This is a genomic window from Phycisphaerae bacterium, from assembly GCA_018003015.1.
Classification (GTDB): domain Bacteria; phylum Planctomycetota; class Phycisphaerae; order UBA1845; family PWPN01; genus JAGNEZ01.
This window is the reverse complement of the sequence record JAGNEZ010000014.1, coordinates 1-17,227: the sequence shown is the minus strand read 5'-3', so window position 1 is coordinate 17,227 and position 17,227 is coordinate 1. Positions and strand designations below refer to the sequence as shown.

Genomic DNA, 17,227 nt, shown 5'->3' with positions numbered 1-17,227 from the left:
CGACGATGCCTGAGCACTGCCGACCGGGCGACGATGGCGGCCGTCAACGCTGCCGGCAAGACCCATTGCCTCGGACGCCCCCACGCACCTCCCGCCCGGACTCCAAACACGGGCCACCCCTCGCCACAGCTGCCGGCTGAATACCCAACGCGACAGCCGGCGGAGACTACTGTCCCGCCCAAGGTGTAACCTCGCGCCAGGAGACCGCGTATTATCCTACGGAGGACGTACCATGAAGACTGCCCTTTGCGCCGTCCTTTCGATCGGAACCCTCTCACCGGTGATCTGCCCGGCCGAGACCGGTGCCGGCCAACCGTCCGTCGTGCCTCCGGTTGGTGGCTCGGACTTCAATCGCTACGTCGCAGAAGGCCGGGACTCCCCCTTCGGCCTGGACTACGTCTTCGCCCTCGACCGGGAATTCCGCAAGCCCGAACTGGTCAGGCAGCTCGGAGGCTTCGTCGGGGTGCGCTGGGCCAACTTCTCCCGCATCAACTGGGGTGACCTGGAGCCGAACGCGCCCAAGGACGGCCGCCACGCGTACAGTTGGACCGCGCTCGACGAGGCCGTGCGCCAGTGGCAGCAGTACGGCGTCCATATCATGATGTCCCTCCGGTTCGTCTCGCAGTGGGCCAACGCCAAGCCCAGCGGGGAACAGTTCACCTATCTCGGCGGAATGCTCGCGGCAATCCCCCGCGGCGCGGGCGACTACGTCCCCAAACCCGAGCACCGACAGGATCTCCGGGAGTTCGTCCAAGCCCTGGTCGAACGCTACGACGGGGACGGCGTGGACGACATGCGCGGCCTGCTGTTTCCCATCCTGCACTACCAGGTCTGCAATGAGGCCTACAACGAGTTGTTCTGGGCCGGTACGGTAGAGGAATACGGCGCCCATCTGAAAGAAGTGGCCCAGGCTGCTCGCCAAGCCAGCAAAGACGTGAAAATCATCCTCGCCGGCATCTGCTTCAATCACCTCGACGGCTTCTATGACAAGGAGATGGACGCCCGTACCCGAAACTACGTCCAGGGTCAGTTGCCCAAGGTCGCTTCGAGAATGCGCCCTTTTTTGGATCGCGCCGATAAGTTCTCCCACGACTCCGTCAAGCTGCCGGATTACGATATCCTCGACGCCCGCTGGTCGTACTACGGCGTCGTGGCCCGTTGCCAGGAGGAACTGCGCCGCGCCGGCCGAGCCACGGTACCGATCTGGAGCGCGGAGATCTACACCGCTCATCCCCTCCTGGACGCGATGATCTTGCCCATGACCACCCTCCATCCCTACCCGACGCCTTCACGCAGCCTGGATTACATCCGCATCCTGCGCGACCCGCGCGACAAGCAGTTCAAAGAGGTCAACCGCTGGTATCGCGGCATGCAGGCCGCCATGGTCGTGAAATGCTGCATGGTCGGCTTGAACGCCGGTGCCAGGAAGCTGATGAACGGCTGGGTGCTCGACGCCCAGGCACCACTCATCCCTTACCCGCTGCATGTCGGCGGATACAAGAGCAGGACGCTCAACCAGCTCTGGCCCGCCGCCTTCACCTACAAACAGCTGATCGAGAAGCTGCAGGGCATCACCGCCTGCCGCCGGATGCCCACCCCGGATTACATCTACGCCTACCAGTGCACCGTTCAGGGCGGCCGTCGCGTTCTCGTCGCTTTCTACGACGACCACATCGCCCGCAACCATGATCAGGAGACCGGCTCGGGAACGGCCATTCTGCCCGTCGGCGCCGACCGCGTACGTGTGACCCATAGCATCACCGGCGTCGATCAGACCGAGCCCGACGTTCAGATTCTGGCCTCGCCCGGCGGGCGCCTGGCCATTCGGCTGACACCGTTCCCAGTCTTCATCGAGCCACTGGCCGAGACACCGTAGGCGGCACGCCAAGCCGCCACCGGCCGCGTGCTCCTCGGCCCCGGACAGGAGTGCAACAGCTCCTGATGTGCTCCTGCCACTCCCATCATCTCGATCCGAGGTTCCACAAATGATCGTTGCGGATTACAGTGAAGGGGCCGGGCCGGTGTCTGCGGCCTTCAGGTAAGGGAAGCCACCTCTACGAAAGGCGCATGCCCCGGCCCCCGGTGCCCCGTGGTACTGGTGTCGACTTGGCCGCCAGGCGAACGGGCCGGCGGAAAGGGTGTCACACGATGTGGTTGACGTACGCTTTCGCGACGTTCGTTCTTTGGGGAATCTGGGGCGCATTTCTCGGCAAGCCCACCGAGCACGGCTTTCCCGAGACCCTCAGCTATGTGGTCTGGGCGATCATGACCATCCCGCCCGCCGTGGGAATCCTGGCCGCCGACAGATTCAGAATCGCTACCCACAGAAAGGCAATCCTCTACGGCGCCCTCGTCGGCCTGACCGGCTGCGGCGGCCAGGTGGCCCTGTTCAAGGTGATCGCCATCGGCGGCCCGCCTTATCTGGTGTTCCCGATCCTGGCCCTGGCACCCCTCATTACCGTCATCCTGTCGTTCCTGCTGCTCGGCGAACGAACCGGCAAGCTCGGGGCCGTCGGCGTCACCCTCGCCCTGGTCAGCATCGTCGTGCTCACCATCGCGCAGCAGCAGCAGGGCGGCGAGGCGGCCCAAGGCCCGCTCTGGCTCATTGCATCCCTCGGTATCCTCCTGGCCTGGGGCGTGCAGGCCTACTTCATGAAAGTGGCCAACAACCACATGAACTCCGCCAGCGTGTGCTTCTACAATACGGTCACGGCCGTGCTCCTGATTCCCCTGACGTTGTGGATGACCGACTTCGACCAGCCGATCAACTGGGGATTCCACGGCCCGTATCTGGCAGCCATCGTTCAGTCGCTCAACGCGATCGGCTTCGTGACCTACGTCCTGGCCTTCAAGTACGGCAAGGCCTTGATCGTGGCTCCGCTGGGGAATGCCTCCCCGCTGCTGACCGTCATCATCACCCTGGCCATCGAGCAACGCCTGCCCAGGCAGATCGAGGGAGCAGGAATCGTCCTCTGCCTCCTGGCCGCGACATTCATGGTCGTCGACGAACAGCGGCACCAGCCGGAGCCCCAAGAACAGTCCCCCTCGTCCCCGCCGGCCGATTGAGGGGCGGCCGCCGAAGTCGGACATCATGCCGACCACGACCGAAATGGAGCCTGCGTCCAAAACCGCCGGCTCAACTACCCGCGCTCGTCGCCCTCTTCCGGCGGCTGCCCGCCCTTGAGGCGGTCTTCCTCCGATTGCCGGCGCATCTCCTCTTCGCAAGCCTCGCAGTACTCGGAAGTCATGAAATGCTGCACCCACCGCGTCCCGCGAAGCTCGGCGTAGGCGTTCTGGTTCCTGCAGATCTCCTCGATCAGCAACCGGTAGCAGTCCCGCGGGGTGAAGTGCTCGCAGACGTCCAGAGCCACACCGTGCAGAGCCATCTGTCCGAGCAGCGCTTTCAAGTGCGACTCGATCTCATCGTCGGCCAGCTGGTCGGGCAGCGGCATCTTGATCGGTAGATCAAACAGATTACCCACCGGTTCACCTTCGCCTCGGGCGATGCACTCGTCCATCAGCTCGAGGTCCCGGGTGAAGTCCGCGTCATCGGCATCCTCCGTGTCGCCGCGAATCGCCCGATCGAGTTCCCTGCTCTGGGCATCCAGCTGCCGCTGAAGATCATCGGAGATCAGACCGTAGGGGTCGCCGCAGTCGCACCGGCAGTCGCGTGAATCGTCGCACCCCTGCATCTCGTCCGGTGCCACCTCCCGGACATCCGCGCTGCCGTCCGCGTCGAGCCAGACCTCGGTGATGCTCGGACCGGCGGCGGAATCGTCGGTATCAGCCCCGCCCTCCCAGCCGTCCGAATCATGCGCGTCCACCGGCAACTCGGCCTCCTGCGGCTCAGGCTCGTCCTCGCCGACAAATTCGATGATCGGATCGGGAATCTCGATCAGAACCCGCCCGTTCTGACTGAACCACTCGAGGTACAGGCATCGCCTCCACTGCACCGGCGGCGGCTCGCCAAGCTTGCAGCGCATGATCAACTCGTGAATCGAGCAGCCGGCTTCCTTCACCCTGTGGTTGGTCGTCATCATACCGGTCGGCCCGATCTGCCGACGAGCCAGACCGTTCAAGTCGCACGGACTCGCCTCGTCTTCTCCGGCCGCGGCCTGGGTAGAGCCCTTCCCCTGGCCCTCCCGCGACCGGACCTCGAAACGCATATGCCGCCCGACAAGATCAGGTTCGCAGTTCCCGGTCAGCTGCAGCAGGATGGGTTGCTCCAGCCCGCGCAGGGCGATGTAGCCGTGGGTCGAGTAGTTCTTCGTGTTGATGATCTCGCCGCCGATCACCAGATCCCCGAGTCGCCAGCTCATGTCTCCGCTCCTGGAAGGACCCTCACTCTCCAGACCGTGTACTATTGTCGCCGCCAACCCAGGTAACTTCAACCAGTTCCTCAAACGTTGGATCACACGTTCACTTGCCCTCGGCCAGCCGATCCACGAGGGGGGGCGCTCCTCCACTGCCTCCGGCGCTTGCGATGCTCGAGCGGCATCGACATAATGACAGGAGAGAGCCCAGGTGGGTATCCCTCCGTAACCGGTCACCGCGGCAGGAGAGATCCGACATGCAAACCATCGATTTCGGCAAGAAACTCAAGCACCTGTACACCGCCAGACAATGCATCCAGGAGGTCGAGGCCGGGGCCGGCACGTTCTTCACCGTCCAAGGCCGCGGCACACCCGGCGGCGACGCTTTCCAGCAGGCCATCGGCCAGCTGTTCGCGGCCGCGTACACCACCAAGTTCATGCTCAAGTACGACGGCGTGGTGGACTTCAAGATCCCGAGACTCGAGTGCCTCTATCTCTCCACCCCGGACAAGACGGCCATCGACCAGTGGCAATGGCGCTTCCTCCTCCGCGTGCCCGAGACCGTCACCGCGGGCCACCTCACCAAGACCCGCAAGACCCTCATGGAGCGAAAAGGACTTGACACCCGCGCGGTCAAACGCATCCGGTGGAAGGAGGACCGGGCAATTCAGACTCTGCACGTCGGCCCCTATGATCAGGTCGGGCTGATCTACCGCCAGATGGAGGCGTACGCGAAGGAGAACAAATTGCGTCTCCTGGGCCCGGCGCATGAGATCTACCTCAATGATCCCCGGCGCGTGGCCCCGGAGAAACTCAAGACCATCGTGCGCATGCCGGTCAGGAAAGCCTGATCGGGCCAGGCCGGAGAAGACGAGCACGGGGCGGCCGGTCGCGGCGATGAGTCGATCGCTGCAGCGGTCAGCCGCCTGCCACGCGGGATCCTCCCTGGACCGCCGGGCGGCGGATGGAGGTCAGCCATCGTTGGGCGGAGAGGAGCGTACCTTCCTGGATACGAAACGAATCCACCCTCTGCTTGCCGTCGGCGCGTGGCTCGGCCTGCTCGGCGCAACGCTGGCTCTTCCGGTTCAGGCGGCAACCGCCGACCCCCATCGGGCTCGCCGGGTGGCCGCCGGCTGGCTCAGCAGCAACGCCGCCCCCCTGGACGCGGCCCTCGGACGACCGGTCTCCCATGTGGAGACCTTCCGCGATGCCGACGGCCGGATGCAGTACCACGTGGTCGCACTCCAGACCACCGGCTTCGTAATCGTGCCCGCAGACGACCGGATTGAACCGGTGATCGCGTTCGTCGAGAACGGCAACTACGACCCGTCACCGGCCAACCCGCTCGGCGCACTCGTCACCAGCGATGTGCCCGCGAGGCTCGATGCCGCCCGCCGGTCCCAGACGCTCACTCCAGCCGCAGCTGATCCCCGGGCACAAGCCGCCAACCGCAAGTGGGCCCGGTTCGAGCAGCTCGCCGACACGGAAAGGGCAGCGGGCTTGTCCAACGTCTCTGACATCCGGATCAGCCCTCTGCTCCAGAGCAAATGGAACCAGCAGGACGAGTGCGGCAGCCCCTGCTACAACTACTATACACCCCAAGCGTATCCGTGCGGCTGCGTGGCCACCGCCATGGCTCAACTCATGCGCTTTCATCAGTATCCGATCGCGGGCATTGGCACCCATTCTTTCACCCTGTCCGTCGACGGCTTCACCACCACCGCCACGACCCGCGGAGGCGACGGGGCCGGCGGGGCGTACGCCTGGGCGAACATGACCCCGGACCCGAACTGCAGCACAACCGTCGTTCAGCGCGAGGCCATCGGGGCTCTGTCCTACGACGCGGGCCTGTCGGTCGGCATGGACTATCGTTCCGATGGTTCGTCGGCAGACGCACTGCAGGCCAAAACCAGCCTCGTCTCCACGTTCGGCTACAGCAACGCCGTCCGGGGCTACAACAACCAGAATGACATCGGGCCGGGACTGGTCGGCATGATCAACCCCAACCTGGACGCCGGATACCCCGTGATCCTCGGCATCACCAGCACTTCTGGCGGCCACGCTATTGTCGCCGACGGGTATGGCTACAACGCCTCCACGCTGTATCATCATCTCAACATGGGTTGGGGCGGTTCCTCCGACGCCTGGTACAACCTGCCCGACGTCGACAGCTCGCCGGCGTTCACCTCGGTCTACAAGTGCGTCTACAACGTCTACGTCAGCGGTTCCGGCGAGATCATTAGCGGTCGAGTGCTGGATACGACCGGTGCCCCGATTAGCGGAGCAACAGTGACCGGGCAGAAGACCGGCGGCGCCGCCTGCATCGACACGACCGACAGCCGTGGGATCTACGCCCTGGCAAAACTCTCGTCCGCGTCAGCCTACACCGTGTCTGTGTCTTACCCCGGCCGGGCGTTCTTCAAGCAGAACGTCACCACCGGGACCTCCGCCGATTACGGCAACAACTCGGGCAATCGCTGGCCGGTCGACTTCGTTTCCTCCGAGGCCCCTCCGACCGCGCAGGACGTCAGCGCCGACGTCGTGATCGGCACACCCGTCACGATCACCCTCCAGGCAGTCGATGAGGGTCTGCCCGATCCGCCCGCAACCCTGAGCTACATCATCCAGTCACTGCCTGCCCTTGGCTCGTTGAGCGACCCGGCAGCCGGCGTGATCTCGAGCCCGCCTCATACCTTGGCCAACGGCGCCAACCAGGTCATCTACACCGCTTCCTCCGCCGGCTCGGATGGTTTTACCTTCACCGCCAACGACGGGGGCAGTCCGCCCACCGGCGGCAATTCCAACCTCGCCACCGTGAGCATCAACGCCGCCCACTGCGCACCGGTCACCGTGGGCACCGACCAAACCACGTGGCACTACCCCATGTATACCTACCGCCACGATAGTCGAATCCAGGTCATCTACCTGGCAAGCGAATTGGGGCCGGCCGGGCAGATCACGGCCCTGGCTCTGGATGTCACCCAGGTGCCCGGACAGACTCTCAACGCCTGGACCATCCGCATCAAGCACACCCCCCTGAACGCCTACACCAAGGCCACCCTCGAGAACACCGGCTGGACGATCGTCTATCAGAACACCGAGCCACCCGGCGAACCCGGCTGGCGCACCTTCACCTTCACCACGCCGTTCAACTACAACGGCACCAGCAACCTGATGGTCGATTTCAGCCATAACAACACCAGCTTCTCAACCAGCGGCTATTGCACCGCCTCCATCCCGGGCGGCGTGCGGACCGCGTGCGCCTACTCCGACAGCCGCTATGGCGATCCCCTCCTCTGGGTGGGAACCAACCTGCCTACCGTGCTGGGCAGCACCAACGTGCCCAATGTGCGGTTCACCCTCTGTGGGCTGCCGTCGCCGCCCCGGGCCCCGTCCGGCTTCGGCCACAGCAACAGCACAATCGACAGCATCACCTGGACCTGGCTGGACATGTCGGATAACGAGGACGGCTTCCGGGGTCAGGACGACGCTCATGCCCCGAGGTGGACGGTCGGGGTGAATGCGACCAGCTCCACCGAGTCGGGCCTGTCCGCCAACACCGCCTACCGCCGGCACGTCCACGCATACAACGGCGCCGGTGAAAGCGATCCCAGCACTGCGGCCACCGTCTACACGGCGATCGAACCTGTCGCCGCCCTGGAGTTTGGCCCAGCGGCAACTGACCAGATCGAGGTCCGATCGGTCAACACACCTGCCAACCTGACGGCCGGCATCTCCGGCTTGAATTGGCGGAATCAAACCGCCGCCGCCACCTCCGGCTGGGTGCAGACCAACAACTACTGGCCTTCTTCCCCCCTGGTCGCCAACACGCCCTATACCTTCACCGGTCAAAGCCGCAACGGTGACGGCAAGGTGACCGCCTTCGTCTCCGCCACCAAGTGGACACGGCCCGTATCCCCGGCGGTGACCCCCAGCAAGCCGACCCACTGCCCGGCCACCCTCCCCGGTCAGGAATTCACTTTCACCAGCACGCCGGTCTTCGGTCCCGGCGGCGTCAACCATTATCACTACCTCTGGGACACCACCAACGACGCGATGCCGACCGGCGAAACACCCACCGTCTGGGCCGGTGGCGTGCTTTCCCTGACCGCCAGCAGTCCCGGCCGATGGCACCTGCACTTGGTCTCACACAACGGAGAACACGCCGCCGGCGGCGTCACCCACCTCGGCCCGTTTGTGGTCTCGAACCTGCTGACAGCCGGCTTCTCCGCCGGCGACTATGACCAGGACTGTGATGTCGATTCCGACGATCTGCGGCACTTCCTGCGCTGCGCGGCCGGGCCCGACCTGCCGGTGCCGCCCGATTGCGTCGGCATTTCCTTGGACGACGACGCCGATGCGGATCAGACCGACTTCGGCATCTTCCAGCAATGCTGGACCGGCGGCGCCCCCAGCGACCCCTTGTGCGGACACTGATCCCAACCCGATCGACCGCCGCCGCCCCACTTTCCGCAACGCGGGAAAATAAGAGTCTAAAAGAGGTTAATAGTGCCCAAGGAGTTCCGATACCGACCATGGGCTTTCTCGATTCTCTATCCTCATTTCTTGACTCGTCGTCGCGGTCCGAGACGACGGAACCGAGGTATTGCCTTTCCGAACCCGGGGTCCTAAGCTGGTACCCTGGCGGTTTTCTGGCTTCTGGCCCGGCGAGTGAATGGGCCTGTCTCCGCAGGTTCCGGATATGGACACCGATCGCTACATCCGAATCCGGGGGGCCAGACAGCACAATCTGCGGGCCATCTCCCTGGACATCCCCCGCGACCAGCTGGTGGTCATCACCGGCCTGAGCGGCTCGGGCAAAAGCTCCCTCGCTTTCGACACCCTCCACGCCGAGGGCCGGCGGAAATACATCGAGACGCTCAGTGCCTACGCCCGACAGTTCGTCGAGCAAATGCAGAAACCCGACCTCGAGCACATCGAGGGCCTCCCGCCAACCATCGCCATCGAGCAGCGGGCCGGCAGCAGCAGCCCCCGCTCAACCGTGGCCACAACCACCGAGGTCTACGACTACCTCCGCCTGCTCTACGCCCGCGTGGGCGAACCCCACTGCTGGGTGTGCGGCCGTCGGATCGATCGCCAGGAGCCGTCCCAGATCGTCGACCAGGTCCTGGCCTGGCCGGGCGGCACTCGCATCATGATCCTCGCACCCCTCCTCGGCCGGCACGGCCCCGGCATCGCCCCGGGTTCCCCGATCACCGCAATTCACGCGAAACGAACCCGCAAAGGCCAATCTCCAATCCCCGCCGCCGGTGAAGCCAAGAGCCCGGCCGCAGCAGCTCAGGAGGTGCTCAACCGCATTCAGAAGCAGGGCTTCGTACGCGTCCGCGTCAACGGCACCCTCTGCGATCTCCGCGACGTGCCCGCCCTACGCAAAGGCCGCAAGAACATCATCGACCTGGTCGTCGACCGATTGGCGGTGAAACCCGACGTCCGAAGCCGCCTGGCCGAGAGTATCACCCTCGGACTCAACCTCGGCGGCCAGACCGTCTTCATCGCCGAAGAGCAGCCAGATGGCAAATGGAGGGATCACCTCTTCAGCACCACCTTCGCCTGCCCACTGCACCCCGAGGTCAGCATCCCCGCTCTGTCTCCGGTCATGTTCAGTTTCAACTCCCCCCACGGGGCCTGCCCCGGCTGCGACGGCCTGGGCAATATCCTCGAATTCGACCCCGACTTGGTGGTGCCCGATCCCACGCTGTCCCTGGCCGACGGCGCCATCACCGCCTGGCGGCACAGCGGCAAACGCATGAACGTCGTCTACCGCAACCTCTTGGACGAGTTCTGCCTGCGATTCCACGTGCCGCCCGACGTGCCGTTCGACAAGCTGCCCGCAGATCGCCGCGAGATCCTCATGAACGGCACCACCCCGGAGAGCAAGGCCCAATACGGCACCAGCTTCGAAGGCGTCCTGCCCAACCTGAAACGCCGCTGGGCATCGACCGAAAGCGAATCACTCAAGCAGCGACTGCACGCCTATCTCAGCGAGCGACCCTGCGAAACCTGTCACCGGGCCCGCCTGCGGGCGGAACCCCTCGCCGTCCAGGTCGCCAACAAAAACATCGCCCAGGTCGCGAGCCTGTCAATCGAGCAGGCCGCCGCATTCCTCGCCACCATTTCCCTGAGCGGCGAAAAGGCCACCATCGCCACCCCGATTCTCCACGCCGTGACCGACCGGCTCCGCTTCATGATCAACGTCGGCGTGGGCTACCTCACCCTCGACCGGGCCAGTGCCACCCTCTCCGGCGGGGAGGCCCAACGCATCCGCCTGGCTACCCAGGTCGGCAGCGGCATGGTCGGCGTCTGCTACGTCCTCGACGAGCCCACCATCGGCCTCCACCCCCGCGACAGCAGCCAGCTGGTCGATACCCTCCGCCAACTGGTCCAAGCGGGCAATACCGCCATCGTCGTCGAGCACGACGAGGAAACCATCCGAGCAGCCGACCACCTCATCGACATGGGCCCGGGAGCAGGTACCCACGGCGGACTCATCGTCGCCCAGGGTCGCCTCGAGCAGGTTCTCGCCCATCCCGATTCCTTGACCGCTAGGTACCTCCGCGGCGAGATCCAGATCCCCGTCCCCCAGAAACGCCGCAAAATCGTCCTCGCCCAGTCCATCGAGATCAAGGGCGCCGCGGAAAACAACCTCAAGTCCATCGACGTCAGGTTCCCCCTCGGCGGCATCATCTGCGTGACCGGAGTCTCCGGCAGCGGCAAGAGCACCCTGGTCAACGAGGTCTTCCTCAAGGCCGTCCGCCGCCGCTTGTATAACTCCCGTGAACGACCAGGTAAGTTCGAACAGATCATCGGCGTCTCACGCCTGGACCGGGTCATCGAAATCGATCAGTCCCCCATCGGCCGAACGCCACGCAGTAACCCCTGCACCTACACCGGGGCCTTCGACCTCGTCCGCCAGTTGTTCGCCAAAACCCGCGAGTCCAAAATCCGCGGCTACAGCCCCGGACGGTTCAGCTTCAACGTCGAGGGCGGACGATGCGAGGCCTGCCAGGGCCAGGGCACCAAACGCATCGAAATGCACTTCCTCCCGGATGTCTACGTGGCCTGCGATGTCTGTAAGGGAACCCGCTACAACCGCGAAACCCTCGAAGTCCGCTACCGCGGCCGAAACATCGCCGATGTGCTCGACCTCACCGTCGATGAGAGCATCTCGTTCTTCGAGAGCTTCGCCAACATCCGCCAGATCGTCCTGGCCCTGGATGACGTCGGCCTGTCCTATATGAAGCTCGGCCAGCCGTCGACGACCCTGTCCGGCGGAGAGGCCCAGCGGGTCAAACTGGCCGCCGAATTGGCTAAGACACCCACCGGCCATACACTGTACGTGCTGGACGAGCCAACCACCGGCCTGCACTTCGCCGACGTGCACAACCTCCTTCGAGTGCTGAACCGCCTCGCAGATAAAGGACATACCATCCTGGTCATCGAACACAACCTCGACGTCATCAAAATGGCCGACTGGATTATCGATCTGGGACCCGAAGGCGGTGAACGCGGGGGCCGGATCGTGGTCGAGGGCCGCCCCGAGGACGTGGCCCGCAACGAAAACAGCTACACCGGGCAGTTCCTTCGGTCGAGATTGGGCATCGCCGGCCCCCAGACCGCGCCCCGCAACACAAGCGAAGTGAACTCATGAGCCTCCAGAAGGACAGTGGCCAAACCCCATCCAATAGGCAGCCCTCTCGTCAGCGCCGCCGGGGCCAAACCCGGGAGAACAACGTATGAGCAGAACGTCCCCGGCGTGTCGGTGCGTGATCGCCGCAATGGCCTGGTCGCTGACCTGCGGTGGCACGACAGCGGTCGCCCAGACCGCGAACCGGACCGCCTCCCGAACCGCAACCACCACGGCATCGGCCCCCGCCAAACCGTCCGCCGCAGAGATCCGCCAGGCCGTCAGGCAACTCAAGCATCCGTCACCCGCCAAACGCCGCGAGGCAATCCGGCAACTCGCCGCCTGGGGACCAATCACCTTCCCCGAATTGCACACCGCCGCCCAGGGAAACGACCTCGAGGCCGCCCTCTCCGCCCGAACCCTGCTCAACGAACTCCAGGCGGCCATCATGCTCGGCGGCCGCGTCCGTCTCGAGGTCGTTCCAGCACGCGTGGCCTGGAACGAACCGTTCACCCTCATCCTTCACGCCCACAACCCTGGCCAGGGACCCATGCGGGTCCCCTGGCCCGATGCGACCAAAACACCCACCACCCGGCCGGCTTCACCCGACGCCGATCAGGTCGGCCGAATGCTCGACGCCGCCGATTGGCTCAGGGTCACAGGGCCCGACCACCAGCCGTTGGAGCTGCGCATCGACTCGATCGACGGCGATGCCGACATCCGCCAGGCCGTCGATCTCCGGGCGGGCAAAAAACCGCCCGCGCACACCATCACACCGGGAAGTCACGCCCAACTCCGCATCCCGGAATTCAACCGCGGCTGGTCCCGATATCCTATGCTCGCCGCCGGTAAGCACACCATTCGCTTCGAGTACCAGCCCCAGTGGGAGGACGAGTCCTGGACCGAGGCCGGTTTCGGACGGGTCACCAGCGAGCCGGTCACAGTCGAGGTGACCCGCTCCGCACCCGATGACATCCGCATGGCAGAACGACCCCTCCATCTCCAGCTCAAACGCCAGAACCACCACCTCGTGGCAGAAGTACACAACACCTGGGATCGCCCTCTGTCCCTCAATCTCAACTTCGGACCGGACAGCTCCCGGCACGCACAGCTCGTGTGGGATATCACCATCGGCACCCAGGAGAACACCCGACGCTGGCAGCCCGATCCCGATCCCGCGGCCGGAACGTTCCGGCTCGATCGCCTCAAAACCGTTGACCCGGGCGGGACCCTCGAAATCGCCCAGGCACCAATTCCCGAGCTGGCTCGTGCCGGCGAGGAAACCGAGACCGCCGGGCCGAATCCGCGTCGCATCACCCTCCGCTACATGCAGGGGCCCAGCCCGGTCAAGATGCGCGAGCTCTATAGGGAGCAGGTCAAGCCCAGCGATGTGCCGTCCAACCTCTTCTCCGGCGTGGTGGTGAGCGAACCCTTCCCCATCAGCCCGGACTCCAGTCAGTAGGCCGATCGCGGAGGCGGCTCACCCAAAGCCCATCACACCCATGATCCGCGGCCAGGATCCTCGACAGCAACAAGGGATCCTCGCCGCGGTGTGTCCCTGAGGAACGATACGCTGGTTCGAGTCACTGCCCCAACATCGAAATCCCGTTCTCCACTTCCCGTGCCTCGTTCGTTCCGCACCATCGGCTCTCCAAGTCCGCACACTTCCTCCCGGTTGTTGCGGACCCAGGCCCGGTCGGGGTATCCTCCGCATCAGTCGGAGCAGATAATGAAGGTTGTCCCCAGAAGCCATGTCACCCCCGCCCCCGCCCCCATCCGCCCGCTGGTCGACCGCACCATCACCACCACAGAACATAGCATCCGTCCAGCCAGACTTCCGGGTAGCGTGCGGATCCAGACACCGGTCACGCCGGTTGCCGACGCTCAGAGATCATCGCCAGGAGTCTCCAGGAACAGCCACCCGCGAGCTACCTGGAGCGGCTCTCGAGTTCCGCTCCCTCGCTTCCGCGTACCGCACGGTGCAACCTGGACGGCGGCCCTGGCCACCCTTCTGGGGGTGGCCGGCTCGGCCATCGCCCAGCAAGGGGACATCCGCCGTGTCCATGACCCGCACATCATCGCCGCTGAAGGCATCTACTACATCTTCTCCACCGGCGCCCGCATACCCATCCGCAGGTCCAGAGACCTGGTTCGCTGGGAGCGGATCGGCACCGTCTTCAACGAAACCCCCGGCTGGGCTCGGGACGAGGTCCCCGGCCTGCGCGGCCTCTGGGCGCCGGACATCTCCTTCTTCAACGGACGCTATCACCTGTACTACTCCGCCTCCACCTGGGGACGGAACCGCTCATGCATAGGCTTGGCGATCAACGAGACCCTGGATCCCGCCAGCCCTGAGTACAAGTGGGTCGATCATGGCAAAGTGATCGAGTCCCTGCCCGGTCGGGACAACTGGAACGCCATCGACGCCAACCTCGTACTCGACGAGCGCGGGAAACCCTGGCTGGCCTTCGGATCGTTCTGGAGCGGCATCAAGCTGCGCCGCCTGGACTGGTCAACCGGCAAGCTGCACTCGGACACGCACCTGTATTCGCTGGCCGCTCGATCCTCGCCCGGGGCGGTCGAGGCCCCTTGCATCGTTCGGCGAGGAGCCTACTACTACCTGTTCGTCTCCTTCGACTACTGCGGCCGGGGCGTCGAGAGTACCTACAAGATCATGGTCGGCCGATCCAAGGCCGTCACCGGGCCCTATGTCGATCGCGACGGCAAGCCGATGCTCGACGGCGGCGGAACCCTGGTCCTGGACAGCCGAGGCCACGTCCGGGGCCCAGGACACAACTCCGTCCTGGTAAACGGTGACGAGCACTGGCTGGTACATCACTACTATGACGCCGACATGTTCGGCGTGCCGACGCTTCAGATCCGGCCGCTGACCTGGGATCAGGCCGGGTGGCCGGTGCTTGGTGAACCCTGCAGAGGCGACGGTGGGGGCGCGACACAGCCGGCCAGCCGCCCAGCACCGCTTGACCTGCGCCCGGAATCACCCAAGGCCCGACCGTGATGAATCAGTCGAAGAGAAAACGACGGGTTCGGCCTGCTCCATCCTCGGAGAACCAGGCCGTCCTGACGACCGGGGCCGGACCGAGTAACCGATGTCGAAATGGGCGGAGTGTTGCATTGTGGATGACTTGCCATAGACGAGAAGGAGACCGAACATGAACCGAAGACACGAAAGGTCTAGACCCGCACGGAAGATCGCATGCACGATGGCTGCCTGCCTTGCGGCGCTGATCTTCGAAAGCCCCGCACCCGCCCAGCAAGGGCCACTCGACGGCTTGGCCCGCCCCAGCCAGGGTCGCAGCATGCGCTCCACCTCGGCGTTCCGCAAAGGCCCCGACGGTACCTACGACCCCAAGGCCGAACTGCTCGGTACCACCGAGCCGCTCAGCAACCGCGATGCCCGCGATGTGCCCCCGGGCCAGACCCAAGTCGTCCTCGACGCGAATGGGCCGGGCATCATCACCCACATCTGGTTCACCTTCCGAGGTCCCGAACCCGCCCTGCCAAGTGCCCCCCACGGAGCGGCCAATCACCAGGAAATGCTGTTGCGCATGTACTGGGACGACCAGGACAAACCCGCCGTCGAGGCCCCTATGGGCGACTTCTTCGCCAACGCCTTCGGCTTTCGCAGCGAAGTCATCAGCCTGCCGGTCATCGTCGAGGACGCCGATTCGTACAACTGCTACTGGCGAATGCCCTTCCGAAAGTCAGCCAGGATCGAGGTCATCAACCAGAGCGACAAGCCGCTCCGCGGGTTGTATCACAACATCGACTGGATCAAGCTCGATTCACTGCCCGATGATACCCCCTATTTCTACGCCCAGTACCGCCAGGAGTACCCCGTCGAGAACGGCAAGGACTACGTCCTCCTCGAAACCCAGGGCAAAGGTCACTACGTGGGCACCGTCCTGGCCGTCCGCATGCGCAGCCCCGCCTGGTTCGGCGAAGGTGACGAGAAGATCTACATCGACGGCGAGGAAAAGCCCTCAATCTGGGGAACCGGCACCGAGGACTACTTCCTCTCCGCCTGGGGCTTGAAGCCCTGCAAGACGCCTTACTTCGGCGTGCCTTACTTCAAGCAGCGGGGCGTGGGCACCTACACCAGCTCCTATCGCTGGCACATCAACGACCCCATTGTGTTCACCAAGGGAATCAAAGTCACCATCGAGCACTGGGGCTGGATGTCGGAGGATGAGAACGCTAACTACAAGGCCATGAGCTGGAACGAGCGGGAGGACGATTACGCCAGCGTGGCCTACTGGTATCAGACCGGCACCCCGACCTTCACCGCCCGCGCCCCGGAGGCCCGCGAACGCCGCCTGCCAAACCTGGACCAGGCGATTGTCTTCGCCAAGGACTTTACCGACGCCCGCTATCACGGGCCCGGCGAGGCCCGACCGCAACCCATGCCCAGCTTGTACAAGGAAGCACAGCTGCTCTTCAAACCCGCTACCATCGAGGACGGCTGGCTCGAGATACCCTTCAAGGTGATCAAGAAGGAACCCGTGCGGCTACTGCTCAACGCAACCTCCGCCCCCGACTTCGGCCGTTACCAGGCCTCGCTCAACGGCGTGAAACTGGGCAAAGCCCTCGACTTCTACGCCGCCCAGATCGACAGCAGTGAATTTCACCTCCTCGACTTCTGGCCTGAGCCCGGCAACTACACCTTACGCCTGGAATGCGTGGGCAAGAACATCGCCTCCGAAAGCTGGGGGCTGGGCTTGGAGTCCGTCCGGCTCCGCGAACGCCGGCCACGGGTGACAACCATGGGCCACGACAAGGACAAGGACTGGCGCCAAAACCCCAGACTGTATCGCTAGGTCCGGCTGGGCGCGCCATCCCTTGAGCTACAGACACCCACCAGGAGCCCCGGCCAATTCCAGGCCCCGACCCGCCCACCTGGGATAAGCGCATTAGCTCCCGGATGGACGTAAACTTTTGTGCTCCAGTATCTTAGGTCTGATACTCGCTCGAAAGGCGGGTCGCTCCGCCGCCCGGGCCACCGTCTCCGCCGGGCGGGCGAGACCATCCGTTCACGCCGATCCGGACCCGGCCGACGCATTCTGCTCCCGCTTTGTTTGCTTCGCGACTTTGGGCTTGACGCGCGGCCTTGATTGTGGACAATAGACCCCCCAGTTGCATAAAAGCCAGCACGAAGGTGCCGAATTGCACGGCCCGGCCGGGCGAATCGTGCCCGGCGGCCGTTGCTCCCGGAGTTCACCGGCGGTGAGGTTCGCGAACCGCAGGGCTA

At 64.7% G+C, this 17,227-nt stretch carries 9 protein-coding genes; 8 read left to right on the top strand and 1 reads right to left on the bottom strand.

Going from position 1 to position 17,227, the window contains the following annotated elements; all coding sequences use genetic code 11:
- Positions 1-232: 232 nt before the first annotated feature.
- Complete coding sequence (locus KA354_08490; protein MBP7934669.1) at positions 233-1,876, top strand: SGNH/GDSL hydrolase family protein; 1,644 nt, start codon at positions 233-235, stop codon at positions 1,874-1,876.
- A 272-nt stretch (positions 1,877-2,148) separates the two neighbouring features.
- Positions 2,149-3,066: a DMT family transporter gene (locus KA354_08485; GenBank protein ID MBP7934668.1), complete on the top strand. Its 918-nt coding sequence runs from the start codon at positions 2,149-2,151 to the stop codon at positions 3,064-3,066.
- 74 nt (positions 3,067-3,140) lie between these two features.
- Here KA354_08485 and KA354_08480 read toward each other — a convergent pair whose 3' ends face one another.
- Positions 3,141-4,319, bottom strand: a complete 1,179-nt coding sequence (locus tag KA354_08480) for a hypothetical protein (protein ID MBP7934667.1) — start codon at positions 4,317-4,319, stop codon at positions 3,141-3,143.
- Between the two features lie 251 nt (positions 4,320-4,570).
- On the opposite strand from KA354_08480, the gene KA354_08475 reads away from it, so the two are divergent.
- The 6 genes from KA354_08475 (at position 4,571) to KA354_08450 (ending at position 16,796) form a co-directional block, all read left to right on the top strand.
- Positions 4,571-5,164 carry a GyrI-like domain-containing protein gene (locus KA354_08475; protein MBP7934666.1) on the top strand — a complete coding sequence of 198 codons (594 nt, stop codon included), beginning with the start codon at positions 4,571-4,573 and terminating at the stop codon, positions 5,162-5,164.
- 46 nt (positions 5,165-5,210) lie between these two features.
- Positions 5,211-8,750, top strand: coding sequence for a C10 family peptidase (locus KA354_08470; protein ID MBP7934665.1), 3,540 nt, complete (start codon positions 5,211-5,213; stop codon positions 8,748-8,750).
- 265 nt (positions 8,751-9,015) lie between these two features.
- Positions 9,016-11,982, top strand: coding sequence for an excinuclease ABC subunit UvrA (uvrA, locus tag KA354_08465; protein MBP7934664.1), 2,967 nt, complete (start codon positions 9,016-9,018; stop codon positions 11,980-11,982).
- Between the two features lie 85 nt (positions 11,983-12,067).
- Positions 12,068-13,420 (top strand): hypothetical protein, encoded by a 1,353-nt coding sequence (locus KA354_08460; protein ID MBP7934663.1) that lies wholly within the window; start codon positions 12,068-12,070, stop codon positions 13,418-13,420.
- A 267-nt stretch (positions 13,421-13,687) separates the two neighbouring features.
- On the top strand, positions 13,688-14,977 hold the full coding sequence (locus tag KA354_08455) for an arabinan endo-1,5-alpha-L-arabinosidase (GenBank protein ID MBP7934662.1): 1,290 nt from the start codon (positions 13,688-13,690) through the stop codon (positions 14,975-14,977).
- A 154-nt stretch (positions 14,978-15,131) separates the two neighbouring features.
- Entirely contained in the window at positions 15,132-16,796 is a 1,665-nt protein-coding gene (locus KA354_08450) for a DUF2961 domain-containing protein (protein ID MBP7934661.1), read from the top strand.
- Positions 16,797-17,227: the final 431 nt, after the last annotated feature.

Coding starts and splice junctions, on each gene's coding strand:
- KA354_08490 (MBP7934669.1), top strand. CDS start 233: ATGAAGACTGCCCTTTGCGCCGTCCTTTCGATCGGAACCCTCTCACCG.
- KA354_08485 (MBP7934668.1), top strand. CDS start 2,149: ATGTGGTTGACGTACGCTTTCGCGACGTTCGTTCTTTGGGGAATCTGG.
- KA354_08480 (MBP7934667.1), bottom strand. CDS start 4,319: ATGAGCTGGCGACTCGGGGATCTGGTGATCGGCGGCGAGATCATCAAC.
- KA354_08475 (MBP7934666.1), top strand. CDS start 4,571: ATGCAAACCATCGATTTCGGCAAGAAACTCAAGCACCTGTACACCGCC.
- KA354_08470 (MBP7934665.1), top strand. CDS start 5,211: ATGAGTCGATCGCTGCAGCGGTCAGCCGCCTGCCACGCGGGATCCTCC.
- uvrA (MBP7934664.1), top strand. CDS start 9,016: ATGGACACCGATCGCTACATCCGAATCCGGGGGGCCAGACAGCACAAT.
- KA354_08460 (MBP7934663.1), top strand. CDS start 12,068: ATGAGCAGAACGTCCCCGGCGTGTCGGTGCGTGATCGCCGCAATGGCC.
- KA354_08455 (MBP7934662.1), top strand. CDS start 13,688: ATGAAGGTTGTCCCCAGAAGCCATGTCACCCCCGCCCCCGCCCCCATC.
- KA354_08450 (MBP7934661.1), top strand. CDS start 15,132: ATGAACCGAAGACACGAAAGGTCTAGACCCGCACGGAAGATCGCATGC.